Origin of the sequence: Dyadobacter flavalbus (assembly GCF_006149045.1) — a bacterium.
In the GTDB taxonomy this organism is placed as follows: domain Bacteria; phylum Bacteroidota; class Bacteroidia; order Cytophagales; family Spirosomataceae; genus Dyadobacter; species Dyadobacter flavalbus.
The window spans coordinates 836,055-861,692 of sequence record NZ_VBSN01000027.1 but is presented as its reverse complement, the minus strand read 5'-3'; the positions used below and the strand labels follow the sequence as shown (position 1 = coordinate 861,692).

The 25,638-nt window shown below is 45.1% G+C and carries 24 protein-coding genes and 1 tRNA gene; 16 read left to right on the top strand and 9 right to left on the bottom strand.

Annotation, left to right across the window (positions count from 1 at the left end; translation table 11 throughout):
- Window positions 1-131: 131 nt before the first annotated feature.
- Both FEM33_RS08865 and tig read left to right on the top strand, forming a co-directional pair.
- Window positions 132-213: transfer RNA gene (locus tag FEM33_RS08865), tRNA-Leu, on the top strand.
- 165 nt (window positions 214-378) lie between these two features.
- Complete coding sequence (tig, locus tag FEM33_RS08860; RefSeq protein WP_139011668.1) at window positions 379-1,728, top strand: trigger factor; 1,350 nt, start codon at window positions 379-381, stop codon at window positions 1,726-1,728.
- Between the two features lie 63 nt (window positions 1,729-1,791).
- Here the strand turns inward: tig and FEM33_RS08855 are convergent, their stop codons facing one another.
- Window positions 1,792-2,169, bottom strand: a complete 378-nt coding sequence (locus FEM33_RS08855; protein WP_139011667.1) for a helix-turn-helix domain-containing protein — start codon at window positions 2,167-2,169, stop codon at window positions 1,792-1,794.
- A gap of 240 nt (window positions 2,170-2,409) precedes the next feature.
- On the opposite strand from FEM33_RS08855, the gene FEM33_RS08850 reads away from it, so the two are divergent.
- The 4 genes from FEM33_RS08850 to FEM33_RS08835 all read left to right on the top strand — a co-directional run bounded on the left by FEM33_RS08850 (window position 2,410) and on the right by FEM33_RS08835 (window position 6,970).
- The gene (locus FEM33_RS08850; protein ID WP_139011666.1) at window positions 2,410-3,084 is read left to right on the top strand and encodes a ClpP family protease; all 675 of its coding nucleotides are present in this window, start codon (window positions 2,410-2,412) and stop codon (window positions 3,082-3,084) included.
- A gap of 345 nt (window positions 3,085-3,429) precedes the next feature.
- On the top strand, window positions 3,430-4,674 hold the full coding sequence (clpX, locus tag FEM33_RS08845) for an ATP-dependent Clp protease ATP-binding subunit ClpX (RefSeq protein WP_138282932.1): 1,245 nt from the start codon (window positions 3,430-3,432) through the stop codon (window positions 4,672-4,674).
- Window positions 4,675-4,870: 196 nt separating this feature from the next.
- On the top strand, window positions 4,871-5,830 hold the full coding sequence (locus tag FEM33_RS08840; RefSeq protein WP_139011665.1) for a 1-phosphofructokinase family hexose kinase: 960 nt from the start codon (window positions 4,871-4,873) through the stop codon (window positions 5,828-5,830).
- A 78-nt stretch (window positions 5,831-5,908) separates the two neighbouring features.
- Window positions 5,909-6,970: an NHL repeat-containing protein gene (locus FEM33_RS08835; RefSeq protein ID WP_139011664.1), complete on the top strand. Its 1,062-nt coding sequence runs from the start codon at window positions 5,909-5,911 to the stop codon at window positions 6,968-6,970.
- Between the two features lie 19 nt (window positions 6,971-6,989).
- On the opposite strand, the gene FEM33_RS08830 is transcribed toward FEM33_RS08835, so the two are convergent.
- Window positions 6,990-7,718: a hypothetical protein gene (locus tag FEM33_RS08830; RefSeq protein ID WP_139011663.1), complete on the bottom strand. Its 729-nt coding sequence runs from the start codon at window positions 7,716-7,718 to the stop codon at window positions 6,990-6,992.
- A 248-nt stretch (window positions 7,719-7,966) separates the two neighbouring features.
- Here FEM33_RS08830 and FEM33_RS08825 point away from each other — a divergent pair, with 248 nt between their 5' ends.
- Both FEM33_RS08825 and FEM33_RS08820 read left to right on the top strand, forming a co-directional pair.
- Window positions 7,967-10,261: a TonB-dependent receptor gene (locus FEM33_RS08825; RefSeq protein WP_139011662.1), complete on the top strand. Its 2,295-nt coding sequence runs from the start codon at window positions 7,967-7,969 to the stop codon at window positions 10,259-10,261.
- A 29-nt stretch (window positions 10,262-10,290) separates the two neighbouring features.
- Entirely contained in the window at window positions 10,291-10,845 is a 555-nt protein-coding gene (locus FEM33_RS08820; protein WP_139011661.1) for a hypothetical protein, read from the top strand.
- Between the two features lie 6 nt (window positions 10,846-10,851).
- On the opposite strand, the gene FEM33_RS08815 is transcribed toward FEM33_RS08820, so the two are convergent.
- A complete protein-coding gene (locus tag FEM33_RS08815) occupies window positions 10,852-11,265 on the bottom strand; it encodes a Fur family transcriptional regulator (RefSeq protein ID WP_139011660.1) in 414 nt (137 codons plus the stop codon).
- A 183-nt stretch (window positions 11,266-11,448) separates the two neighbouring features.
- On the opposite strand from FEM33_RS08815, the gene FEM33_RS08810 reads away from it, so the two are divergent.
- Complete coding sequence (locus FEM33_RS08810; protein WP_139011659.1) at window positions 11,449-11,844, top strand: MerC domain-containing protein; 396 nt, start codon at window positions 11,449-11,451, stop codon at window positions 11,842-11,844.
- 5 nt (window positions 11,845-11,849) lie between these two features.
- On the opposite strand, the gene FEM33_RS08805 is transcribed toward FEM33_RS08810, so the two are convergent.
- Window positions 11,850-13,100 carry a serine hydrolase gene (locus FEM33_RS08805; protein ID WP_139011658.1) on the bottom strand — a complete coding sequence of 417 codons (1,251 nt, stop codon included), beginning with the start codon at window positions 13,098-13,100 and terminating at the stop codon, window positions 11,850-11,852.
- Between the two features lie 114 nt (window positions 13,101-13,214).
- Here FEM33_RS08805 and FEM33_RS08800 point away from each other — a divergent pair, with 114 nt between their 5' ends.
- Together FEM33_RS08800 and FEM33_RS08795 are read left to right on the top strand one after the other, a co-directional pair.
- Entirely contained in the window at window positions 13,215-14,933 is a 1,719-nt protein-coding gene (locus FEM33_RS08800; RefSeq protein ID WP_139011657.1) for an IlvD/Edd family dehydratase, read from the top strand.
- A gap of 54 nt (window positions 14,934-14,987) precedes the next feature.
- On the top strand, window positions 14,988-15,782 hold the full coding sequence (locus FEM33_RS08795; RefSeq protein ID WP_139011656.1) for an SDR family NAD(P)-dependent oxidoreductase: 795 nt from the start codon (window positions 14,988-14,990) through the stop codon (window positions 15,780-15,782).
- A gap of 1 nt (window position 15,783) precedes the next feature.
- Here FEM33_RS08795 and FEM33_RS08790 read toward each other — a convergent pair whose 3' ends face one another.
- The 4 genes from FEM33_RS08790 to FEM33_RS08775 form a co-directional block, all read right to left on the bottom strand.
- Window positions 15,784-16,500, bottom strand: coding sequence for a hypothetical protein (locus FEM33_RS08790; protein ID WP_139011655.1), 717 nt, complete (start codon window positions 16,498-16,500; stop codon window positions 15,784-15,786).
- Between the two features lie 75 nt (window positions 16,501-16,575).
- Entirely contained in the window at window positions 16,576-17,166 is a 591-nt protein-coding gene (gene gldD, locus FEM33_RS08785; protein ID WP_139011826.1) for a gliding motility lipoprotein GldD, read from the bottom strand.
- 64 nt (window positions 17,167-17,230) lie between these two features.
- Window positions 17,231-19,069, bottom strand: coding sequence for a glutamine--fructose-6-phosphate transaminase (isomerizing) (gene glmS / locus FEM33_RS08780; RefSeq protein ID WP_139011654.1), 1,839 nt, complete (start codon window positions 19,067-19,069; stop codon window positions 17,231-17,233).
- A 202-nt stretch (window positions 19,070-19,271) separates the two neighbouring features.
- Window positions 19,272-20,078, bottom strand: a complete 807-nt coding sequence (locus FEM33_RS08775) for a glycogen/starch synthase (protein ID WP_139011653.1) — start codon at window positions 20,076-20,078, stop codon at window positions 19,272-19,274.
- A 205-nt stretch (window positions 20,079-20,283) separates the two neighbouring features.
- On the opposite strand from FEM33_RS08775, the gene panC reads away from it, so the two are divergent.
- Window positions 20,284-21,126 (top strand): pantoate--beta-alanine ligase, encoded by an 843-nt coding sequence (panC, locus tag FEM33_RS08770; RefSeq protein WP_139011652.1) that lies wholly within the window; start codon window positions 20,284-20,286, stop codon window positions 21,124-21,126.
- Window positions 21,127-21,172: 46 nt separating this feature from the next.
- Here the strand turns inward: panC and FEM33_RS08765 are convergent, their stop codons facing one another.
- On the bottom strand, window positions 21,173-22,645 hold the full coding sequence (locus FEM33_RS08765) for a Gfo/Idh/MocA family protein (RefSeq protein WP_139011651.1): 1,473 nt from the start codon (window positions 22,643-22,645) through the stop codon (window positions 21,173-21,175).
- A gap of 300 nt (window positions 22,646-22,945) precedes the next feature.
- Here FEM33_RS08765 and panD point away from each other — a divergent pair, with 300 nt between their 5' ends.
- The 4 genes from panD (at window position 22,946) to FEM33_RS08745 (ending at window position 25,628) form a co-directional block, all read left to right on the top strand.
- On the top strand, window positions 22,946-23,296 hold the full coding sequence (gene panD, locus FEM33_RS08760) for an aspartate 1-decarboxylase (protein ID WP_139011650.1): 351 nt from the start codon (window positions 22,946-22,948) through the stop codon (window positions 23,294-23,296).
- Between the two features lie 45 nt (window positions 23,297-23,341).
- The gene (locus FEM33_RS08755) at window positions 23,342-24,376 is read left to right on the top strand and encodes a lysylphosphatidylglycerol synthase transmembrane domain-containing protein (protein WP_139011649.1); all 1,035 of its coding nucleotides are present in this window, start codon (window positions 23,342-23,344) and stop codon (window positions 24,374-24,376) included.
- A gap of 75 nt (window positions 24,377-24,451) precedes the next feature.
- A complete protein-coding gene (gene rfaE2 / locus FEM33_RS08750; protein ID WP_139011648.1) occupies window positions 24,452-24,940 on the top strand; it encodes a D-glycero-beta-D-manno-heptose 1-phosphate adenylyltransferase in 489 nt (162 codons plus the stop codon).
- A 7-nt stretch (window positions 24,941-24,947) separates the two neighbouring features.
- Entirely contained in the window at window positions 24,948-25,628 is a 681-nt protein-coding gene (locus tag FEM33_RS08745) for a zinc metallopeptidase (RefSeq protein WP_139011647.1), read from the top strand.
- Window positions 25,629-25,638 lie beyond the last annotated feature (10 nt).

Sequence of the window (25,638 nt, the reverse complement as noted above, 5' to 3'; positions counted from 1 at the left end):
TTTTAGTGACATTCTTCAATATCATTTTACCAAAAGATAAAATTTTTAAAAAAACTTGCATGTATATAAAAAATTAAAATACCTTTGCACTCCCAATTCAACGATAGGCGTTGCAAAAAGGAGATAAGCAAGCGGGCGTGGCGGAACTGGTAGACGTGCTAGACTTAGGATCTAGTGCCGCAAGGCGTGGGGGTTCGATTCCCTCCGCCCGTACAAATAACAAGGGAATGACGGGGCGTCAGATTCCTGTTTTTTCAGAAAAATGGATTGCTCCGTAGTAAAACCCGTCAAATGCCCTCAGGACATCGTTTTGAGGGCATTTTTATTTTTTCTTTTCTATTAATCTAAAAGGTACTTACCAAATATCATAAGCGACTCATGGAAGTTTTGTTAGAAAAAAATTCACCTACATTAGCCTCTCTCAAAGTAACGCTAACCAAGGATGATTATCAGTCAAAAGTTGATAAAACCATAAAGGATTATTCTAAACGCGTTAATTTGAAAGGTTTTCGCCCTGGAAAAGTACCATCGCATGTCATTCAGCGCATGTATGGAAAAAGCATTCTGGTTGATGAGGTCAACAGCCTTCTGAGCAACGCGGTAAGCAACTACATCAGAGAAAACAAATTGCAGGTTGTAGGCGATCCGGTTCCAGACCGCGACAAGGCCGAAGCCGTAAACTGGGATAATCCGAACGGCTTTGAGTTCAGCTATAACCTGGGCGTTGCTTCCGATTTTGAAGTAAACCTGAGCGAACTTCCGGCGGTAAAGCGTTACACAATCAATGTTGACGATAACGAACTGACAAAAACAATCGCCAGTCTGCGTGAAAGATTTGCCGAAAACGCCCATCCGGAAACAAGCGAAGCAGGCGATATGGTATTTGGTGAACTGAAACAGGAATCGACCGAATTTACGACACGCACGGCAATTCCTGTAAAACAGGTTAAAGAAGACGTTCAGGCCAAATTTATCGGAATCAAAAAAGGCGACGTTGTTACTTTTGACATTCAGGATACTTTCGTGGACGAAGCGGCGATTGCACACGTAACCGGAAAGAAGAAAGAAGATATCGGAACGCTTTCGGGAGAATATACTCTGATCGTTGAAGATATCACACGTCAGGAGCCGGCAGAAATCAACCAGGAATTCTTTGACAAAGTGCTGGGCCCGGGCCAGGTTGAAAACGAAGAGCAGTTCAACGAGAAAGTGCTGGAAATTATAAAAAGCAATTACGAACGTGAAACGGAAGCACTTTTGCGCCGCGACATCGAGCAGGCGTTGCTGGACAGCATTTCCATTGATCTTCCGGGCGAATTCCTGAAAGACTGGCTGGAACGTACCAACGAAGGCAAATTTACCCGTGAGCAAATTGAAGAACAGTTTGAAGATTTCCAGAAATCACTGAAACTGAGCCTAATCAAAAACAAGATTGCCGATAAGGAAAGCGTAAAAGTGGAATATCCTGAAATTCTGGACTTTACACGCGAAATGGTTAAAGGTCAGTTTGGCATTTACGGCGACGACGACAACATGAAAGAAACCATTGACCGCGTTGCGCAGGGCTATCTGGCCGACAAGGAACGTGATAATTATACAAACGTTTTCAATCAGGTTTTTGACAATAAAATTCTGGATCTGATCCGCAGTCAGGTTGCTACCGATGAGCAGACGATCGAAATCAGTGAATTTGAGAAACTGGCCAAAGGAGAAAGTACAGAAGCCTGATTCAAACCGTTATAAAAGCATTTTTTCACCGTCCCGGATTCAAACTCGGGGCGGTGTTTTATTTTAGAAGCCGATCCGTTCGCGCTGCTGCCCTATTTCCCGTATCATTCCTTCTCCGAACCATTGCCTGAATTTCAGCTTCCATTGTTCCAGCTCATGCTGTAACCGGCTATTTGCAGCCAGAAGCCTTGTATTTTCCTGGCGCAGCCATTCGGTTTCCGACATTGTTGCGGATTCCAGGCCGAGCAGTCCGGCCAACGGAACATCCAGTAACCGGGCAATATTTTCAAGACGGGAAACGGACAATTCCGTGCGGCCTCTTTCCAGATCACCGTATGCCGTTGTGGACAGTCCGAGCATATCGGCCATGTTTTCCTGAGAAAGGCCCTTTTGCAGTCTGATCTGACGTATTTTTTCAGATAAATGAGATGCAATATTCATAGTGTATATATTTTTACTGTTCAGAACAATTTGTTACCAATGTAATGACATCTTTTACAGGTGACTGTCGCAATTTTCGATAATTTATCACCAGCATTGACAAGGATTATTCAATGATTTAGTCAAATTTGTAAAAGTCAAAGAATAAATGCGCATCATGATCTATAGAAACTAACCTATATTGCTTTTTGTTCTTTCAGTCATTTACCTATTAAATGTAAATTAAATTAAAGTTTATTCATGAACTACGGAAATGAATTTAGAAAATACGCCGTTCATCACCTTGGTATGAACGGTCTTACAGTTGACGGCTACGTAAACCACACAGTTGAAAATATGACCCGCTCGGTCATTGAAGAGCGTCCGATGAACTTCCGCGAAGTGGACGTATTTTCCCGCCTTATGGCCGACCGCATTATATTTATGGGAACCGGCGTTGATGATAATATTGCCAATATCATTGTTGCACAGCTTCTTTTCCTCGAATCTGCAGATGCCAAAAAAGATATCCTGATGTATATCAACAGCCCGGGCGGCTCCGTTTATGCCGGTTTGGGAATTTATGATACCATGCAGTATGTACGTCCGGACGTTGCAACGGTTTGCACAAGCCTTGCGGCTTCCATGGGTGCCGTATTGCTGGCGGGCGGTGCTGCCGGCAAGCGTTCCGCGCTTCCGCATGCCCGCGTCATGATTCACCAGCCATCCGGCGGAGCTCAGGGAACTTCGGTGGACATTGAAATCACAACACGTGAGATCGTAAAACTGCGTCATGAACTGTACGAAATCCTGGCTCATCATACCGGACAAACGCCCGAGCAGATCGCTCTGGATTCGGACCGCGACAAATGGCTGCGCGCTACTGAAGCCAAAGAATACGGATTGATTGATGAAGTTTTGACAAGAGACAAATAATCCGGATTTATAAAAGTAAAAAACCGTTCTGTTGCTTTGAACAGGACGGTTTTTATTTTGTGGCCTATGCGGTATTTGGTAAGCCGGTCAAAAAGTTGGAAATTTGTACAAAGGCAAATTAAGTTATAGCACATTACAATAACCCAAAAGTTATTCTGTTTTCAGTTAAGGCATCAAAAATGATCTGTATCAAACTGGCTTTAAGAATCATTTTAATATAAATCAAAACGATTGAGGCGGATTTTGAAACATTAATTTTCGTCTTCTTGTTAACATGATTTTCCGGCCAGGCGATTTTACTGCAAAGGTGAAACGGAAAAATTAATAACTGTTTATATCGAATCAATGGCACAAGTAAGTTGTTCGTTCTGCGGACGTAAGAAAAACGAAGTAGATTTATTACTCTCCGGAATAGATGCACATATTTGTAATCACTGCATTGCACAGGGACATCAGGTAATCAGTGAGGAATTAGGATCGAAGGAGGATAAAAAAGAAAAGAAAACAAAGCTGCCCAAGCTTAAACCAATTCCGCCTGCTGAAATCAAGCATTTTCTTGAACAATATGTAATCGGACAGGACGAAGCAAAGCGTTCGCTGGCGGTTGCGGTTTATAATCACTACAAACGACTGAACCAGCTTCATACGGATGACGATGTGGTGATTGAAAAATCAAACATCATTATGGTAGGCGAAACCGGAACCGGGAAAACGTACCTTGCCAAATCCATCGCACGCATTCTTCAGGTTCCGTTCTGTGTTGCGGATGCAACGGTTGTAACGGAGGCCGGTTATGTCGGAGAAGATGTTGAAACCATTCTTACGCGTTTGCTGCAGGCCGCAGATTACAACGTGGAAGCAGCTGAAAGAGGAATCGTTTACATTGATGAAATTGATAAAATCGCCCGTAAATCGGATAATCCTTCGATTACGCGTGACGTCAGCGGTGAAGGTGTGCAGCAGGCGCTGCTGAAATTACTGGAAGGTTCGATTGTGAACGTTCCGCCTCAGGGTGGCCGCAAGCATCCGGACCAGAAAATGATCACGCTGAACACCGAAAACATTCTTTTTATCTGCGGCGGTGCTTTTGACGGAATCGAGCGCCATATCGGAAAACGGATCAATACGCGTCCGATTGGTTTTTCCGGCGATAACAGAATCATTGAAATATTTGACAAAGGCAATCTGATGCGCTATGTAACGGCTATGGACCTTAAATCTTTCGGATTGATTCCTGAGCTGATCGGCCGTCTTCCGGTACTTACGCATTTGAACCCGCTGGATCGTGAAACGCTGCGTCGTATCCTTACCGAGCCCAAAAATGCTCTGGTAAAACAATACAGCAAGCTGTTTGCAATGGAAGGAATTACTTTACATTTTGAAGAGGAAGTTCTGGACTTTATTGTAGATCAGGCAATGAGCTACAAACTGGGCGCGCGCGGTTTGCGTTCCATCTGCGAATCCATTATGACGGATGCCATGTTTGACCTTCCTTCTCAGAAAGACATTAAAGAATTTACGCTTTCACTGGATTACGCAAAAGACAAGTTTGAAAAGTCGTCCATGTCTCTTCTCCGGTCTGTTGCTTAATCAAGCCGTTTTTTCATAAAAGGCCCTCTGTATTTGTAAAGTAAATGCAGAGGGCTTTTATTTTACGCCACAGTTTTCCGGATTACCAGTTGCATTGTTCCGTGAAGAATTCGTAATGAAAGCTGTAAAAACAGTTTTTTTTATTTTATTAGCGTAATTTCATCCTATTAACCTGCGAACAGATAAATATATTTTTATGGCAACCGGACCCATTGTAACGCTTACAATAAATCCTGCTCTTGACAAAAGTTCCAATGTAGCACGCATTGTGCCTGACAATAAACTTCGCTGCGACGCACCAAACTTTGAAGCTGGCGGCGGCGGGATCAATGTTGCCAAAGCAATTCACCGGCTGGGCGGAAATCCTGTGGCCATTTTTACCATCGGCGGCCCGACCGGTCACAGGCTTCACAAGCTCGTTAAAGCCGAAGGCGTCGGCACGATGGTGATTGAAACCAAACAATGGACAAGAGAAAACTTTCATGTACTGGAAACCAGCACCGGTTTTCAATACCGTTTTGGAATGCCCGGTACCGAAATGATGCCGACCGAAGTGCGCTCCATTCTGGAAACGATGGAAGAACTGGACCCAAAGCCCGCATATATCATTGCCAGCGGAAGCCTTCCGCCCGGCGTACCTGTGGATTTTTATGGAGAAATTGCCAAAATCGCGCATAAACAGGGAGCAAAATTCATTGCTGACACTTCCGGAGATGCACTGAGGTATGCAACAGAAGCGGGCGTATACTTGCTGAAACCGAACATTACAGAACTTAGCGAACTCGTAGGCGTTGACAAGCTGGAAATGGACGAAGTGGACGATGCTGCCCGCGCATTGATTATCAGAGGCCAGTGTGAAGTTGTTGTGGTTTCCATGGGTGCCATGGGCGCCATGCTCGTAACCGAAGATCAGGTGGAACACATTCCTGCACCTCCGGTGCAGCCCAAAAGTACTGTGGGTGCCGGCGACAGCATGCTTGCAGGCATAATCTGGACGCTTTATCAGGGCAAATCTTTCCGGGAAGCTGTGCGTATGGGCGTTGCCTGCGGAACGGCTGCAACCATGAATGCCGGCAGTGAACTGTTTAAAATGCAGGATGTAAACAGATTGATGGATTGGCTGAACCGTTACGGAAAACGTTATTCTGCAAGTTAAAACCGGAATAATGAAAATTCCGGCTTAATGTAAATAGTAAGAAAAAGTATGTCATGTCTTTTGTAAAAAAGATTTTTTATGGCAGAAAAACAATCCCGTCGTCATTTTTCCAAAATGGCAGCCCTTACCGCTGCCGCCATAACGTTCAAGCCATTCTATATACTGAAAGCAAAACCGAAACCGGACGGCGAAACCATTGGCCACGGATCTTATCAATATAAGGTTCATCAGGGTTGGGGCAATCTGGACGCTTCCAAATTCCCGGTCAATAATTGTCATGAAATGGTTCAGGACAGCAAGGGAAGGCTGATTATGGTGGGCGACGAGATCAAAAACAATATTCTGATTTACGATCGTTCGGGCAAGCTGCTCGAATCCTGGGGACATGAATTTCCGGGCGGCCACGGACTTACATTATGGAATGCAAACGGCGAAGAATTTTTGTTTATCTGCGATCCGAATATCGGAAAAGTATTTAAAACAGACCTTAAAGGTAAAGTTCTGCTGACCATCGAACATCCTTCAAAAGTGGGTGCATACAAGGAAAGTGATGCTTTCAAGCCTACGGAGAGTGCGATCGGGCCGGACGGAACCATTTATGTTGCCGACGGTTATGGTTCCCAGTGGATTTTAAGATATACGCCAAAAGGTGAATTTATAGACAAGTTCGGCGGTTCGGGCGATCTGGATGCACAGTTTTCAACAGCGCACGGAATAGCTATTGATTACCGCGACAAATCCAATCCCACGCTTTTAATCACTTCAAGAGCACACAATGCTTTCAAGCGGTTTACGCTGGACGGCAAATATCTGAGTACCATTTTCCTGCCGGGCGCTTTTGTATGCCGTCCGGTTTTTAAAGGAGAACAGCTTTTTGCCGGTGTCTGCTGGTCCAGACTGCGTTATTTAAATCAGACGCCAAATTCAGGCTTTGTAACGATTCTGGACAAAAACAATAAAGTTATTTCTAACCCCGGCGGAACCAAACCGGAATACAGAAACGGGAAATTACAGCTCATGCTTCAGGAAAAGCCTATTTTCATGCACTGCCATGACGTCTGTGTCGATACAGACGAAAACATCTACGTTTGCCAGTGGAATGCAAAGAAAACATATCCCGTAAAACTGGAAAGAGTTTGATTCTGTTTGAAATTCCTGATTAATTCTTTACAACCCTTATTGTTACAAAGTTAACGAGCATTGTAACGATCATCAGAATTGAATATGCCGGGCCGATCGGAATCTGAGGAACCAGCCAGGAAACGCCTATCAGAAAAACTACAAATCCGTAACTCGCCAGTAAAAGTCCGTGCAGTATCCTGCTTGCCGCGTCTGCACCGCGCTGTGCATGTGTAAAAACGGCCAGCGTAGAAGTCATGATTGGGAAAGGCGTTAAAATCCCGCTCCATGTCGGGCCGAGATAATCCGCGGCCTGTGTAAGCAAAACGACAAAAAACGTAGCCACAAGCATCCTTAACGGAATGTCGTATAAAGGCTGCTTTTTTGTTTCTGTTATAGACCGGGATTTCGGAAAGAAATAAAGGACAAGTGTAAGCACAAGCAAATTCAGGCCGGCAGCTGCGGGCAGTGAAACCGTACGTCCCAAGGATAAAAAAGCAACGGCAAAAAATGCCGCATAACTGATCAAAACCGTTGGCAGCCAGGAAAATCTGGAAGCTACTAGCGCATAAACAAGTGCAAACAAAGTAGTTCCGATTGAGCCGAGCAATGCAGAAGTAACTGTAGACGCAGCAAACAATGCCCCGTGCTCCAAGGCAATAAAAAAGGAAATCGGACCTGCAACCCACGGAAATCCACCGATCAATCCGCCGATTCCCTCGCCCCATTTTCGGACCGCCAGCGTTACGCCTGCAATCAGTGGCGGCATTAAAACGATTTTTGCAACAAGAAGATCAGACAAAGCAGGAAAAAGGAAACGCTGAATAAAGAACAAAGTTAAGTTCCAGGCATCAGATTGGCCTTAAAATAACAAAATACTTGAAAATACTTCTTGCAACATAGTTGCAGTAATTGTAAGTTTGCAACGTTGTAACATACAGGATAATGAGTTTTTCCGGGTTTTCAAGTGCAAAGACTAAATATAACCTATTCAGCAAGTTGATATTCGGCTTGTTAATGACTGCATTTTCGATATCTGTTTTCGGACAAAACAGCAACTGCGCCTGTTTTGTAAAAGGCATTGTCAGAGACAAACATTCCAGTCAGCCAGTTGTCGGCGCGACCGTTCTGATCATCGGACAAAACAGCGGGGTTTTTACAGATGAAAAAGGCCGCTATGAACTCCGCAATCTGTGCCCCGGAACTTATACGCTCGAGTGCAGGATTGTCGGTTACAATTCATTCAGGCAGACACTTGACCTTACATCAGGACATATCGAAGATTTCAGCCTGCAGGAACAGGAAATTCACCTGAAAGATGTTGAAATAACAGCGCACCGCTCGCAGGAACCTTCCTCACAGCCATTAAGCACGATCAGCGGAAACGAGCTTGAGAATACAAGAGGCAGAAGCTTGGCCGAAAGCCTGAAAGGGTTGCCCGGCGTAACTTCTCTGCAAACAGGCTCTTCCATTTCCAAACCGGTTATTCATGGATTGCACAGCAACCGCGTCCTGATCATGAACAACGGCGTGCGGCAGGAAGGCCAGCAATGGGGATCGGAACATGCACCCGAAATTGATCCGTTCATTGCAACCCGGCTTTCGGTTGTAAAAGGTGCTGCCGGCGTACGCTATGGTTCGGATGCAATCGGAGGCGTCATTCTGGTGGAACCGGAAGAACTTCCTTTTGACAAACCGCTGAGCAGCGAATTGAATACTGTCGGTTTTTCAAACGGCCGTCAGGGCGTTTTGTCGGGAACTGTGCAGGGCGGCATAAAAATGCTCAAAGGTTTTGGCTGGAGAGCGCAGGGAACAATCAAGAAAAGCGGAAACATCAGAACGCCGGATTATTATCTGGATAATACCGGAACCAATGAAAAGAACTTCTCACTGGCAGCCGGTTACCGCAATAAAGGTTTTGGAATTGATTTGTTTTACAGCCGTTTTGATACGAAAATCGGTATTTTTTCCGGTTCTCATATTGGCAGTGTAACTGATTTGCTGAACGTTATCAGAAATGGAGAACCGTTTATAAAATCCGGTTTCAGCTACGCCATTGCAAGGCCAAACCAGAATGTTACACACGACCTCATCAAAGCAGAAACGCATTATCATTTTCAGAATGGCAACAAACTTCAGTGGACTGCTGCACGGCAGATCAATAACCGGAACGAATATGATCTGCACCGGTCCAGAAATGATTCCATAGCTGCTTTAAACCATCCGGAGCTCACATTCAAATTATCCACGCTGACCAATGATGTCGTTTGGGACCATAAACCCATTGCCGGAAAACTGGCCGGGCAAGTGGGCGTAAGTACATTGTATCAGTATAACCTGATGAGCGGAAGACCGTTGATTCCCAACTTTAACCAGTTCAATGTCGGTATTTTCTGGATGGAACGGTACGTCAGAAACAGCTGGGAACTGGAAGCAGGCGTACGGTACGATTACCGCAAGCTGAAAACATACCGGATTGTCAGCAAGGAAAAACTGGCGGATGATTTTAATTTCAAAAACTTTTCAGGAACGCTCGGCGCAACAAAGAATTTTTCAGGACGGCTTTCTGCAAGATTAAACGTCGGAACGGCCTGGCGGGCACCGAATGTAAGCGAACTTTTCAGTGACGGCGTGCATCACGGAGCCGCAGCTTATGAAAAAGGCGATGCTTCCTTACAGCCTGAAACGGCAATTAATACAATCGGAAGTGTCAAGTATGCTGGCGAAAGACTGACTTTTGAAGTTGGTGGCTATTACAATTTCATCTCGGATTACATTTACCTGAAACCGCAGCCGGAGCCGATCCTGACGATCAGAGGTTCTTTTCCTTATTTCAAATACACGCAAACAGACGCAACATTCAAAGGAGTGGATGTTTCCGCAAGCTGGAAATTTGTTAAAACGACGACTTTCAGCAGCAAGCTGAGTTATCTTCAGGCATATGACCGCCGCAATGACAATTATCTTGTCATGATCCCTGCAAACAGGATTGATAATCAGCTGAAATACGATTTGCCGGATTTTGGAAACTGGCATCAGACTTACATTTCAGCAGGAAATTTATTTGTAGCAAGGCAAAAGCGGGTTCCTCCGGAAAGTGATTTTGCGCCCCCGCCCAAAGCTTATTCGATCTGGACCGTTCAGGCAGGCTCGTCCATACGGCTTTCAAATAAACATCAGCTTGAAACGGGCATTACAGTTCAGAATCTGTTCAATACCGCTTATCGAGATTATCTGAACCGCTTCCGTTACTATGCCGACGAAATGGGCCGGAATATTTCCGTACGCTTCAAATACAGTTTCGGAGCCTAAAAAACATTAACCAACCATAAACCTTGATTATGAAAATAAACCAAAAACTGACGCTGGCTTTGCTCCTATTTACAGCATTGACTTTTACCCAGTGCAAGGATGCAGGAGAAGACGTGGAACCGGATGATGAAAATGAACTGATTACAACGGTTACACTAAAATTTGCAGAAAAAGGAACGACTACGGTAAATTCATTTTCCTACAAGGATACAGACGGCGACGGGGGCAATGCTCCGGTACAATTTGACGCCATTTTGCTGAAACCGAATACAGCTTACACGCTGACCGTAGAAATGAAGGATGAAAGTAAAACGCCGGCCGAAGACGTTACCGAAGAAATTCAGGAAAAAGCGGAGGAGCACCTGCTGATTTACACGCCTGCTCCTGCTACCCTGCTTACTTATACCTACGGCGATAAAGATGCCAACAACTTCAACATCGGACTGAAAGGCGAGGCGCTTACGGGCGCAGCCGGGACCGGCGTGCTAAAAGTACAGCTCCGTCATCAGCCGGGCACCAAAAACGGTTCAGCTGCGCCGGGAAGCGATGACGTAAACCTTGATTTCACGTTGACGATCAAATGATTGTCACTACGATTTGCATTTCGGGCAAATTCCCTGAATCAGCAAATTAAAGTTTTCCGGCATGTAACCTTCCGGCAGTTTCACGGCAGGAATGTGCAGGTTTTCAATGCAGTTGGTTTCGCCGCATTCATTGCATTTGAAATGAATATGATCGTGCTGATGCTTTTCCTCGGAACAATTCTGCGAACAAAGGGCATAACGCAGGCCTTCGTCATCAAGGACTTTATGAATGATTCCTTTTTCCAGAAAAGTTTTCAGCGTACGGTAAATCGTCACACGATCATAATTCTCGCCCAGCATTCCTTCAAGGTCACCGTGCGAAAGGGCATTCTTTTTGCTTATAAATGTTGAAAGTACGTCTTCCCGGCATGTTGTCGTGCGAAGTTGATGTCCTTTCAGCATTTCTCTTAATTGTTCCATTGCTTAAAACAGATCGTTATTTGTGTGGTGACTATAAAACCTTTCCTGCCAAAGTTAAGTTCTAAGTTCGGAACTTTCGGATCTTTAACAAAGGTTAAAAGTAAAGGCAAAAATAAAATATTTTGCAACCCTGTTGCATGTTGATGTCGATAACCCTATTTTTGCAACATGATTGTATCTGGTATGAAAGCAACACACTCACATGGCAAGGCCGACTATTTTGGAATTCTGGGTTCTGTATTGTGCATCATACATTGCCTGATTATGCCTGCGCTGGCATTCGGCTCCGGTTTTCTGCAGAAGTTTCACACGCATGAAGGCCTGCTTTCTCTGGATTACCTGTTTATAATCGTAAACGGCATTGCAGTTTATTATGCTACGCGTGATCACAAATCCTTGTCGGTACGCATACTGCTCTGGGGCGCTTTGGCCTTGTTCTCCGTTTCGCTGATACTGGAAAGTTATAGCCCGGTTTTTACGTGGCTCAGCTATGCAGGTTCGGCTTTACTGATTATCGGCCATCTTATCAATATCTACATTTGCCAGATTGCGCCGAGGCTGAAATTCAGGGTTTCCTGAAATTTTTATTTATCATATTCCACTTCATACCGGCTTAAATCGGGCCTCACTGTTCTTTTGCGGTTAAGTTCGTATTCAAAAATCGTTTTCCCCAGATTGACCATAAAAGGAAAACCTTTGCTGTCGTACTCATATTTATCGTCATTGAAAATCTGATCTTCATTGCAGTAAATAACGGCTGTCAGCATGAATTCGATTCCTTTTTCAAAATCAGCGATATAAGCATTGTCGAGCAAATAGCCGTATGCATCACCTGATTTGTTAAATAACCGGATATGCCTTGGCAAACGCGTTTTTGTTGCGCCAAAAAGCAGGAATTTTACATATCCGTCGTAGTAATCATCCGTGTAGCTCGCAGGAAAGCTGGTTTCCACCGGAAATTGAGACATATACTGGTAAATAAAACGGTAATCTTCACGGGTTAAATTGAACCGCTGTTCAACGGGAACCTGTTCCGGAAAAATAATGGCCTGCAAAAGCCGGTGCTGATCTTCCAGTGCAAAATAGTTTTTAGTGGAAAAGTCAAAAGGTTCATTGATCAGTTCTCCGTCTTTAATAAATCCTTTTCCTCTCAGGATGGGTTTTTCAGATTTGTAATCCTTACTGCAATACTGAGCCGGCTGCTCATAAACTACTTTTCCATCCTTTTCAAACCGGACCGGATTGGTGTATCTGTTATTTTCGGCACTAAGCGGCGATTCCAGCCGGTGCAGAATTCTCACATGCGTGTAGCCTTTTTTATGCATGGATTCATTGAACTCTTCCTGTCCGATAAATTCATACAGCCGGTTAAAGGCATCGTTATCGCTTGCCAGCAGTATTTTCTTTGCATAATGCGCTACTGAAGGCAGGCCGTTTTCTGATGACGTATCCTTTGAAACTGCCGTTTGTTCAGGCCTGTCGGCCAGTGTAATCATCGGCGTATACTTGTCAATTCCAAGACGGTTCAACTTGTCAAGTGCCAGAACCACCGCCGACAGCTTCACCGTACTGGCCGGATAAAAATAGTTGGAGCTGCTGACCTGATAGCCATGCGTCGTTAAATGCGGTTCATTCTTCCGGTTACGGTCAATGCGGGTATAAAGGACCTGAATCTGATATTTTTCAGGATGATCAAGAATTTCGGAGAACCTTTCAGGATGTTTTTTTAACAGCCTTTCAATGAAATTGTCATTCTGGTACTGAGCAAATGTAGGCAATGCAATCAGCTGTAAAAGCAAGTAAAGCAACAATTTATAATCTCTCTTCAAAATCATGGACAATCCCGGGCACGTGCAAAACGAATATACAATATTTATTTTAAAGGGTTGCCGGAATTATATTTTACTGCTGCCGGCCTTTACTTATTTACATGTAAACAATGGCAAATAATGGGAGAAAATAAGTTACGCAGCCGCGGCTGGTTTGGCAAATCAGGGAAAGACGGATTCATATACAGGGCATGGATGAAAAATCAGGGTTATCCGGCTGATGAATTTGACGGAAGGCCCGTAATCGGAATATGCAATACTTTTTCAGAGCTTACGCCTTGTAACGGGCATTTTCGTGAACTTGCAGAATCTGTAAAGCGCGGCGTTTGGGAAGCCGGCGGTTTTCCGCTCGAATTTCCTGTTATGTCACTGGGAGAAACCTTGATCAAACCAACGGCCATGCTTTACCGCAACCTGGCCAGTATGGATGTAGAAGAATCCATCCGCGCCAATCCGATCGACGGCGTTGTGCTGCTTTGCGGATGTGACAAAACGACTCCTTCGCTCGTGATGGGCGCCGCAAGCGTAGACATTCCGACGATTGTCGTTTCGGGCGGCCCGATGCTCACCGGAAGATACCGCGGAACAAACATCGGCACAAGCGATGTCTGGCGGTTCAGTGAAATGTACCGGAAAGGTGAAATATCGCAGGAAGAACTGACAACGGCAGAAGCCTGCATGTGCAGAAGCAACGGCCATTGTGCCGTGATGGGAACGGCCTCCACAATGGCTTGCATGGTGGAATCGCTCGGACTCACTTTGCCCGAAAATGCAGCAATTCCCGCTGCTGATTCGCGCCGGAAAGTAATTGCCCATTTGTCCGGAAGAAGGATTGTCCAGATGGTGAATGAAGATCTGCGCATGTCGCAGATCCTGACCAAAGAAGCTTTCGAAAATGCCATTATGCTGAATGCGGCAATCGGAGGTTCTACGAATTTTGTAATCCATTTGCTGGCCATTGCCGGAAGGATCGGCGTGGATCTTTCGCTGGATCATTTCAATGACCTTTGCGCCAAAATACCGCTGCTGCTGAACCTTCAGCCGTCGGGCGGATATTTTATGGAAGACTTTTACTATGCCGGCGGCCTGCCCGTTGTGATCAAGGAAATGATCAGTCTTCTGCATAAAGATGTCATTACGGTAAATGGGAAAACCATGGCCGAAAACAGCAGTACGGCAGAATGCTACAATCCGGAAGTAATTGCAACACTGGAAGAACCCGTTAAAAACCTGACGGGTTTGGCGGTTGTAAGAGGAAATCTTTGTGAGCACGGAGCCGTTATCAAACCTTCTGCGTCGTTAAATCCTGCGTTGATGAAGCACCGCGGAAGAGCGGTTGTTTTTGAAGATATTGATGATTACAAACACCGGCTTGACGATCCGGACCTTGATGTGGACGAAAACTGCATTCTCGTACTTAAGAACGTAGGCCCGAAAGGTTATCCCGGAATGCCGGAAGTCGGAAATATGTCGCTTCCCAAGAAAATCCTTGCAAAAGGAATTGTGGACATGATCCGTATTTCGGACGGACGCATGAGCGGAACAGGTTTTGGAACAGTTGTTTTGCATGTTTCTCCGGAGGCAGCCGTAGGCGGAACGCTCGCGCTTGTACAGGATGGAGATATCATTGAGCTGGATGTTGAAAACAGAAAACTGAATCTGGAAGTCTCCGATGAAGAACTGAATAATCGGCGGGCATACTGGAAACCACTGGATATGGGATACAACCGCGGTTACGTTAACCTTCATATAAATCACGTGATGCAGGCGCACGAAGGCGCAGATCTGGACTTCCTGCGGGGCGGTTCGGGCGATAAAGTTACAAGAGATTCACACTAGCAGGCTTTCCGGGATGCATACGGCATCCCGGAAAGTTTAAAACATAAAGCAAAGATGAATAGCCACTTATTTGACAATCAGGCTGCCATTGTTACCGGTGCCGGCCAGGGAATTGGATTCGAGATTGCCAAGCAACTTTCCTGTCAGGGCGCATGTGTAATCCTGAATGATGCCAACGAGACACTTGCAGCGGACGCTGCACGCAAGATCCGTGACAAGGGAGGTGAATGCATTGCTTTTGCCGGTGACGCATCAAAACAGGATGTAATTGACGGAATGGTGGATGAAGCAATTCACTGTTTTGGAAAACTGACCATTACCGTTGCCAATGCCGGCATCACCTTGTTCGGAGATTTTTTTGAATACCCTGCGGAAAACCTGAAAAAAGTGCTCGAAGTAAATCTGATGGGTTCATTCCTGCTTACGCAAGCAGCAGCAAGGCAAATGCGATCACAAAAATCAGGCGGAAGAATTCTGCTGATGTCCTCAGTGGTCGGGCATCAGGCGCATCAGTTTCTGGGTGCTTATGCGATGACGAAAGCGGGTCTGGAAATGCTTGCCAAAAATCTGGTGCTGGAACTTTCCCCGCATGGAATCACCATAAACACAGTTGCTCCGGGTGCAACGCTTACAGAAAGAACGCTTTCCGAAGATCCGTCCTATCCAAAAATATGGTCAGCCATAACGCCCATGGGCCGGCCAGCAATTTGTGAAGATATTGCCAACGCAGCGCTGTTTCTGCTTTCACCGTTTTCAGGGCATATTACCGGACAAAGCCTTGTTGTAGACGGCGGCTGGACTTCCGTTAGTCCTTTGCCAGATTTGAGTAATCTGGAGTCGGTCAAATAGCTTATTCTTCCAGCCCCCGGGAAAATAGCTGTGTTTCAAGATCGTCCATATTTCCTTCTTTGGAAACAAAGAGTTCACGCTGTCTGGAAGGAACGGCAGGCTTTACAGTTATGAAACTGCTGTATTGTTCGTTCGTTATGATTTCCAGTGCCAAAGCTCTTTTCAAAACGATTGCGAAGGGTACTTTAAAGAATCCGGCAATTTCTGCGGCCAAACTTGCCGGAATTCTGGAAATACCTGTACGAAAAAAACTTTCTACTTCTTTGAACGGAAGCATTACATCAAAAATCAGTTTTTCGGAACGTTGCAGCAGCGTTTCCGGATTGGCATAAGAAGCATGCAGTCCAAGTGACACAGCCAGCAGATGAATGTGATAATTCCGTTCATTGATATCCGCTGCCGCATTTACAAAAATCCAGCCTTTCTGATCAAAAATGGCAGAAAACCCTTTAAATACCGGATCAGCATTGCGCATCTGAGCTATTTTGACCACCTCTGGATAAGGAAGTTTATGCCCGATCTGATTTACGATATCCTGTGCATAGGAAATATCCGCAGCTTCGCCAGCCGGCTCAATCATCCAGTTGCCATTTACCAAACCTTCAAAAAGCCGGTCTGCCACTTTCCGGCCTTCAGTTTCTCCAAGATGCAGGACAATCCTGTCACCACGAACCGAATAATCGAGAGGCAGCTGGTTTTTTGGCGGTTTTCTTGGCATAATCTGTAAGGAAGCTGAGATGCATGATATCAAAGATACATGCTTACAATTTTCACTGCAATATCGTTCCGGATTTTATCTCCATTCCAGTGTATTTAAAAGCTGAAGCATATCTTTCTGCAGGTAATCGATAACCGGAGCCAGCGAATCATTTTTCGTTGCAGTAGGAAAATAAATGGCGCCTCTTAAAAAATGCGTCGTACTGTCGGTTGTGTAAAACTGATAAGGGCTCGGGACGTCTCCTTCTATTTTAAACAGCATCGCCGTTTTTCCGCTTTGTGTTAAAACCCGCTGTTCCTGAATGGATGAAGCCCGGATCTGGTGCTTGCTTGTCAGTTTGTACGTATCGTTTATAAAGTCGCTCAAACGCTTCGGATCGTTCCGGATCGTTTTGTAAGTAAGCTGTATACTGGCTTTGAACTGCGGATAATTGATAAATACCCAGTCTTTTTCTGCCATTGGAAAAGTATCCGGCACTACAACTGCATATTTCGAAAATTCGAAGCTGTAAGGATGTTCCTGTAAAAGCTTTTGGTACCGATGGCCGGGAAGTTCAATCCGGTTATAACCTTTTGGCTTCGGGGCATAACTTTGCTCCTCTTTTCCACAAGAAAAAATGGCAACAGAAACAAAAAGGACAAGCAACAAAACGGAATGCTTTAACATCATGCTGAGTAACCGGTAAATGAGCGTCCAAAATTAACGAAAAGCCTGCAACAATATTTCCCGCCTACTCTACTGTAACCGATTTTGCAAGATTTCTGGGCTGGTCTACATTTCTTCCGCGCATGACCGCAATGTAATAGGAAAGCAGCTGCAAGGGAATCACCGAAACCAGCGGTGTCAGACTTTCATGTACTTCGGGAACTTCAATTACAAAATCGACCATTTCCGGAATCAAAGTATCTCCTTCCGTCACAATCGCAATAACCCGTCCTTTTCTTGCCTTCACTTCCTGAATGTTGGAGACAATTTTTTCATAGGAACTGTCCCGGGTTGCCAGAAATACAACCGGCATGTCTTCGTCAATCAATGCGATCGGCCCGTGTTTCATTTCAGCTGCGGGATAACCTTCTGCATGTATGTAGGAAATTTCTTTCAGCTTAAGGGCTCCTTCCAGCGCAACAGGAAAGTTAAGGCCGCGTCCGAGATAAATAAAATTTCGCGCATATGTGAATATATAGGCAATTTCCTTGATCCTGGAAGCATGTTCAAACACTTTTTCAACCTTGCCGGGCATGGCTTCAAGTGCCGTCAGCAGCTGGCGGTAACTTTCTTCTGTGATCGTGTTTTTCTTTCTGGCGACGGCAATGGCAATCAAGGTCAGTACCGTAACCTGTGCCGTAAAAGCTTTTGTACTTGCAACGCCTATTTCCGGGCCGGCATGCGTATAAGCGCCCGCATGCGTAGCACGTGCAATCGAAGATCCTACAACATTGCATACGCCAAATATCGAAGCTCCTCTCGACTTCGCAAGTTCAATGGCAGCCAGTGTATCCGCCGTTTCTCCGGATTGCGAAATGGCTATTACCATGTCGTTTTCCCTGATAACGGGATTGCGGTAACGAAATTCCGAAGCGTACTCCACTTCCACATTGATGCGTGCAAGCTCTTCAAACAGATATTCGGCCACAAGCCCGGCATGCCACGAAGTTCCGCAGCCTACAATGATAATCCGCTCGGCACAGGCAAGTTTGTCAAGATAACTGTCCAGTCCGCCCAGTTGCAGATGCAGGTCCGCTGCACGAAGTCTTCCGCGCATGCTGTCCGCAATGGAACGGGGCTGTTCAAAAATTTCTTTGATCATGAAATGGTCATAACCGCCTTTTTCAATGGTATCCAGCTCCATTTCAAGCATCTGGATGTAAGGTACTGTTTCTGTACTGTCCAGATTCTGAATGCTCAGTTTTCCTTTACTTACGATTGCCACTTCATAATCATCGAGATAAACCACGTTTTTGGTGTATTCAATAATCGGTGTAGCGTCAGAAGCTAAAAAGTATTCGTTTTCTCCGATGCCGATCACCAGCGGACTGCCTTTTCTGGCTGCGATCAGCTGCCCGGGATGATCCGCAGACATGACAACAATCGCATAAGCGCCTACCACTTCCTTTAAAGCCAGACGAACTGCTGCGTCAAGGGAATGGCCGGTTTCCTGTTGAATGTCTTCAATAAAATGTATGAGAACCTCTGTATCCGTGTCGCTGTGAAATACGTGTCCTTTCTGCGTCAGGTTCTGCCTGATGGCTGCATAATTTTCAATAATCCCGTTGTGGATAATGGCAAGTCTGCGGTTGTTGGAAAAATGAGGATGCGCATTGGCATCATTGGGTTCGCCGTGTGTGGCCCAGCGGGTATGGCCGATTCCGGTTGTTGCAGAAAATTGCTTTTCGGTAAGCTGGTTTTCCAGATCACCAACCTTTCCTTTTTTCTTGTAAATATTCAAGTTGCCATTTTCGAGCAGCGCAATTCCCGAACTGTCATAACCGCGGTATTCAAGTCTTTTCAGGCCTTTCAGGATCAACGGGCATGCTTCTCTGCTGCCGGTGTAAGCTACAATTCCACACATATCAGAAGTTTCAAGTTTAAGTGTATGTAAATAAGAATGTGCAAATAAATAGAAATCAGCCTTGCTTCACAAACTATATTTTCCCGGAAAAATGAAATTGGTTTATTCCTTCAAGAGTGTTCGAACACATCAGCATAAAAAATCCGGCACAAAAAAAAGGCGACTTGATGAAGCCGCCGTTTTTAGTAAATTTTTATCTGAATCAATTCATCAGGTCCGTATACAGATTGTAATACGATTCGGAGAATTTCTCATTGTGCTCGTCCAGCTCGACACGCTTCGGAGCATTATTGAAAATCTGGTTCAGGCTTTCGCTGCAGTGATCGTCCGCTTTGATAACGGCATCCGCATAAGCACAGCCGATTTTAACAAAGCCTTCAAAATCCGCCGAATGCAGATGTGACAAAGCTTCGTCACTTACATCCATTGCCTTGGCCTTGCTTTGCAGATCAGCATCAAATTTGTAATCAAAAGCATTATTATGCACAGTAAACACACTTTTCGTATCCTTGAACATCGGATCGTTGCGATAAGTGGTTTTTAAATATAACGGAATCAGAGCAGTCATCCAGTCATTACAATGTACAACATCCGGAGCCCATCCCAGTTTCTTTACGGTTTCCAACACCCCCTTGCAAAAGAAAATGGCACGCTCATCGTTATCATCAAAAAAGTTATTCTCTTTATCAAAGAATACTGATTTTCTGTGAAAGTAATCATCATTATCTATGAAATAGACTTGTAACTTGGCATTCGGAATGGAAGCTACTTTAATGATCAACGGCTTTTCTTCATCTCCTACAGTAATATTTATTCCAGACAGTCGAACTACTTCATGAAGCCGGTTTTTGCGCTCATTGATTAAACCAAAACGGGGAACCAGAATTCTGATTTCTGCACCTAGTTCTTGCATTGCCTGAGGAAGTTTTCTTACGTAATCGGCAACATCTGTGGTTTGAAGGAAGGGATTGATTTCACTGGCTACATACAAAATTCGTAGTTTCTCCATAGATCCTTTTAGCAGTTTGTGAAAAAAAGTTTTGCAAAATTATACAAAAAAAATCGCATTTTCAAAAGATATTCCAAACTAAATGTAATATTGCGTTCAGATTGGGATTGCCTGCCTCAGATATTCTTGAATCCTGCCTGTTGTTCCTGCCCAGGTTAAAAAGCACAGGAAAGGATTTGCTTACTGCCCCTGATTTATATTTTAAATGGAAGTATTTACTTCAGTCAAAAGCCTCAGAAATTATCTCGATCAGCAGCTTTTAAAGCAACGTACCGTCGGCCTTGTTCCTACCATGGGCGCCTTGCACGAAGGACATATTTCACTGATCGAAAGCGCTATCCGGCAGACGGACATTACGGTTTGCAGCATCTTTGTCAATCCCACGCAGTTCAATAATCCCGAAGATCTTCTGAAATATCCCAGAACGCCCGAAGAAGATTATGCCATGCTTGAAAAAGCCGGCTGCTCGGCTGTTTTTGCCCCGTCCGTCGAAGAAATGTATCCCGAAGCAGCTGTGCTGAAAATCAATTTCGGAACGCTTGAAACGGTTATGGAAGGCGCTTCCCGGCCGGGTCACTTCAATGGGGTCGGAATTGTGGTTTCAAAGCTCTTTAATATCGTCCGGCCGCATAAGGCTTATTTCGGGCAGAAAGATCTGCAGCAGGTTTCCATTATTAAAAGGCTTGTAGCGGACCTTTCGTTTGATCTGGAACTCGTCGTATGCCCGACTGTACGCGAGCAGGACGGACTGGCCATGTCTTCCAGAAACAGGCGGCTCAATGAAAGTGAAAGAAATATTGCTCCGGCCATTTACAAAGTGCTGACATCAGCAAAAGAAAACCTGCTTGCAGGCAAACCGGTTGATGACGTTACTGAACTCGCAAAAAATGAATTGCTTGCAACCAGCGGATTTACACTTGATTATATAGAGGTTGTTGACCTTAAAACGCTGCAGTCTGCAGAGCGCATTGGCCCGGAAGGAAGCAATGCCATTTGCATCGCCGTTTTCCTCGGCCCGGTACGATTGATTGACAACATCGTTTTTTAAACATCCGTAACGCTGCAAAAGCTGCAACGTTACGGATGTTCTATATTTAGGACAATTTCCAGTCGCCTCTGTATTTGCGTTTTACAAACTGGTTTGCACCGTCGAAGTTGGTTATCTTCATGTTGTTGCCGTCCCATAACAGCTTCTTGCGGCCCGGATAGTTAAACCCTTTTCCGTCTGCTTTCGCTTCACGCAGGTTATAACTGCGGATACCAAGATTTCCCATGATAACGGTTTCAGTCAAAGGACCTGCGTAGTCGAAAGAAGATGTAAGTGCCTTGTGCTCCTTGCTGTTAAAACCGGCTTTGCAGGCATCGGACCAGGAAACATGATGGCCAAACTCCGGCATAACGGTATACTTGTTACCGAAATCACCTTGTTTGTATTCCAGCTTGGTACCGTCTTTCAGATATACTTTCGGGTCAATTCCATACGTACCGCAGGTCATCACGCCTTTTTCACCAATTAACAGAACGCCGTTGCTGCTGTCCGGTTCTCCGAGCGGATCGTTTGCCGGGATCAGTTCCGGATGGAAAGGACGCAGACCGCCGTCGTGCCATGTAAGCGTAACTTCCGACTTGTTTATTTTGTTGGCAGGAAATTTCAGCTGTACACGTGAAGACGGCGGGCAGCCTTCAGGAATATATTCCGGAGTCCAGTCTTTAATGAAAACCTGGCCTACGCTGCATTCCAGTTCCGTTGGATAACCAAGTCCGAGCGTACGGAAAGCCGGATCGATCAGGTGACAGCCCATATCGCCCAGAGCGCCCGTTCCGAAATTCCACCAGCCGCGCCATTTGAAAGGATGCCATGCCGGGTTGTAATCCACCCATTCTGCCGAGCCGACCCAAAGTTCCCAGTCAATGTCCGAAGGCACGTCAAACTTGCCCGTAGGAACCGGAATGCCCTGCGGCCACACGGGACGGTTTGTCCATACGTGCGCTTCATGTACATTTCCGATGAGGCCTTTGTTAAACCATTCTTTCATCTGGGTTTGTGCAGGGTTTGACGCGCCCTGATTTCCCATTTGTGTTACAACCTTGTATTTCCGTGCAGCTTCGGTCAGCATGCGCGCTTCGTAAATATCGTGCGTTAAAGGTTTCTGAACATAAACGTGTTTTCCTCTCTGCATGGCTGCCATGGCAATAATGGCATGCATATGGTCTGTGGTTGAAACCGTAACCGCGTCGATGTCCTTTTCCATTTCATCAAACATCTTGCGGAAATCCTTGTATTTTTTGGCGTCCGGATGCAGTTCAAAATTCTTTTTAGCCTGTCCCCAGTCCACATCGCACAATGCGACCAGATTTTCAGCTCCTTTGTTCCATGCGTTATTTGTATCCGAAAAACCTTTACCTCCAACCCCGACTCCGGCAATATTCAGTTTATCACTCGGTGCACGATATCCTTTACCTAAAACATGACGGGGAACTATAAAAAAACTGCCAATTGCCGCTGCCGTACTCTTTTGTAAAAAGTCACGGCGAGAAACATCCTTCGGTTTATTTTCTGTACTCATTGGATCTTTTAATGGAAAAAAGTTGATAATAAGGATAAAGCATCCATATTCGAATTATTACTTATGCTATGGATCAGCGCCGGAATATAATAATGTCTTGGCAGGGCCAAAGGCACTGTATGAATGAATAGCGGCTGATCCCGCATGGCTGTGCCCGTTTTTATTTCACATCTCCATACCGGATGCCGGCAGAGAACGGATTGGAACCCTAAGCAGCATACTGATGTTTTGAAGGCTGCATATTATTCCTGTAACTTTGGGAATTAATGCGAATCAATCAGAATCTCGACCTAAAAGGGAATGCAAATAACAATCATGAAATCGAAGATTCACCGGGTAAAAGTAACCCAGGCTGAATTGAATTATGTAGGAAGCATCACTATTGATGAAGATCTTATAGATGCCGCCGGATTAGTTGAAAATGAACAGGTGCATATTGTAAACAACAACAACGGCGAACGTTTTGTAACCTATGTCATCAAAGGCGAGCGCGGCAGCGGCATGATTTGCCTTAACGGCGCAGCAGCAAGAAGAGTCCAGATCGGCGACATTATTATCATTATAGCCTATGGTTCCATATCGCAGGAAGAAGCAAAAACCTTTAAACCCATGATTGTTTTCCCGGATCATAACAACCGTTTGGTAGTCTAATGTAGATTTATTTTTATTGCACTAACATTCACTATTTTATAGCCAATGAAAAATATACTACGCTATGCGGTATCGCTCTTGCTTGCAGGCGGTCTGATCTGGTTTGTATTCAAAGATATCAACCTTGCAGAAATGCTGGACAGATTTGCGGAGTCGGACTGGAGATGGATTGCTGTTTCCTGTTTTTTTCTGCTCTGTGCACATATGATACGGGCGTGGCGCTGGGGAATGCTGATGGAACCGCTCGGACATAAACCCGGGCTCTGGAACAGCATCATTTCCGTTCTTACGGGTTATTTTGCCAATTACATTGTTCCCAGAATGGGCGAAGTTACCCGATGCGGCACATTGTACCGACTTGAACGCATTCCTGTAAACCTGAGTTTTGGTACGGTCGTGGCCGAAAGAATTTTTGATGTGCTTGTTCTGCTCGTCATGATCGGCCTGAACTTTGTTCTTGAATTCAATCGCCTGAGTACTTTTTTCACCGATTTTTTTCAGAGTAAAGTTGCCGGCGGACAAGGAAGCTCAGGCAGCAGTATGCTGCTGATCGTTCTGCTCGCAGGAATTGTGCTGATTTCAGCTGCTGCCGTATTTATTTACAGGAACCTGGCTTTCCGGAACAAACTTCAGCAGCATGCTATTATTCAGAAAATACTGCTTTTTGTGAAAGGAATGCTTGAAGGATTACTGAGCATCAGAAAGCTGCGTAGTCCCGGATTGTTCATTCTGAGCACCATTGCCATCTGGGTCATGTATTATCTGGTTTCTTACGTGCTTTTTTTCTGCATTCCGGAAACTTCGGATCTGGGTCCGCTTGCCGGTCTTACTTTGCTTGTAGTCGGTGCCATTGGCATGACGGCTCCTACGCAGGGAGGAATCGGCGCCTATCATCTTCTGGTTGGCAACGTCATGGTGCTTTACGGACTTTCCCAGAATGACGGAATTACGCTTGCGACTTTCATTCACGGCGCACAAATGATTTTTATGCTGATTACAGGCGCGCTGGCATTCCTGTATGTGCTGACCAAAAGCAAGAAACCTGTGGAACAGGAAGCACATGTTACCGCCAAAAGCTAGATTATTTCTGATATTGGCATTAACGGCAAATTTTAATTTTTGACAGATTTCCGACTTCTGAAAACCAACTTATCCATGAATCATACCGAAAGCAAAATCTTAAGACTGGAAGAAGCAATTACCACAATCGGAGACTGGCAGCGGGCAGGACAGAAAGTTGTTTTTACGAACGGATGCTTTGATATTGTCCATCTCGGGCACATTGATTATCTCGAAAAAGCACGCGCTCTGGGCGACAGACTGATTTTAGGTTTGAACACAGACGCATCCGTAAGCCGCCTGAAAGGGCCTTCGCGTCCCGTTGTGAACGAATATGCAAGAGCACGCCTGATGGCAGCACTTTCATTCGTTGATGCTGTCATTTTGTTCGACGACCCGACGCCAAGTCAGCTTATTGAGGCAGTAAAACCTGACATTTTGGTAAAAGGAGATGATTATTCGATTGAAAACATTGCTGGCGCGGATTTTGTTTTAAGTAATGGAGGTGAAGTTAAAACGATTGCCCTTGTACAGGGTTACTCGACCAGTTCACTGATTGAAAAAATAAAACAGGGATATAACTAGAAAAATTATGGGCGGCATATATTTGATTGGTATACTCGTCATGGGCATTAGCTTTTATGTGCAATGGCGTCTGAAGAGTAAATTTGAAGAATACTCACAAGTTGGTTTGAGCAACGGAATGAGCGGCAGGGAAATTGCCGAAACAATGCTTCGTGAAAACGGAATTTACGATGTAAGAGTATTGTCAGTTGAAGGAAGACTCACTGACCATTACAATCCACAGGATAAAACAGTCAACCTAAGCCCGGATGTGTATCACGGACGCAGTGTGTCGGCGGCGGCAGTTGCTTCGCACGAATGCGGACATGCCGTGCAGCATGCGACGGCTTACAAATGGCTGCAGTTCCGTTCGCAAATGGTACCGTTTCTGAGCATAGCTTCCAGCTACATGCAGTGGGTCATTCTGGCCGGAATCCTTTTGATCAATACAACAGTGATTCCTTTAACAATTGGTGTTGCACTGTTTGCAGCGACTACATTGTTCAGCTTTATTACACTGCCGGTGGAATACGATGCAAGTAACCGCGCGCTGGCCTGGATCAAAAGCAACCGGATTGTAAATGAAAGAGAATACATCATGTCTGCCGATGCATTGAAATGGGCAGCACGTACGTATCTCGTTGCCGCAATCGGTTCGCTGGCTACTTTGCTTTATTATGTAAGCATTTTGATGGGCCGCAGGGATTAAGACCTGAAAA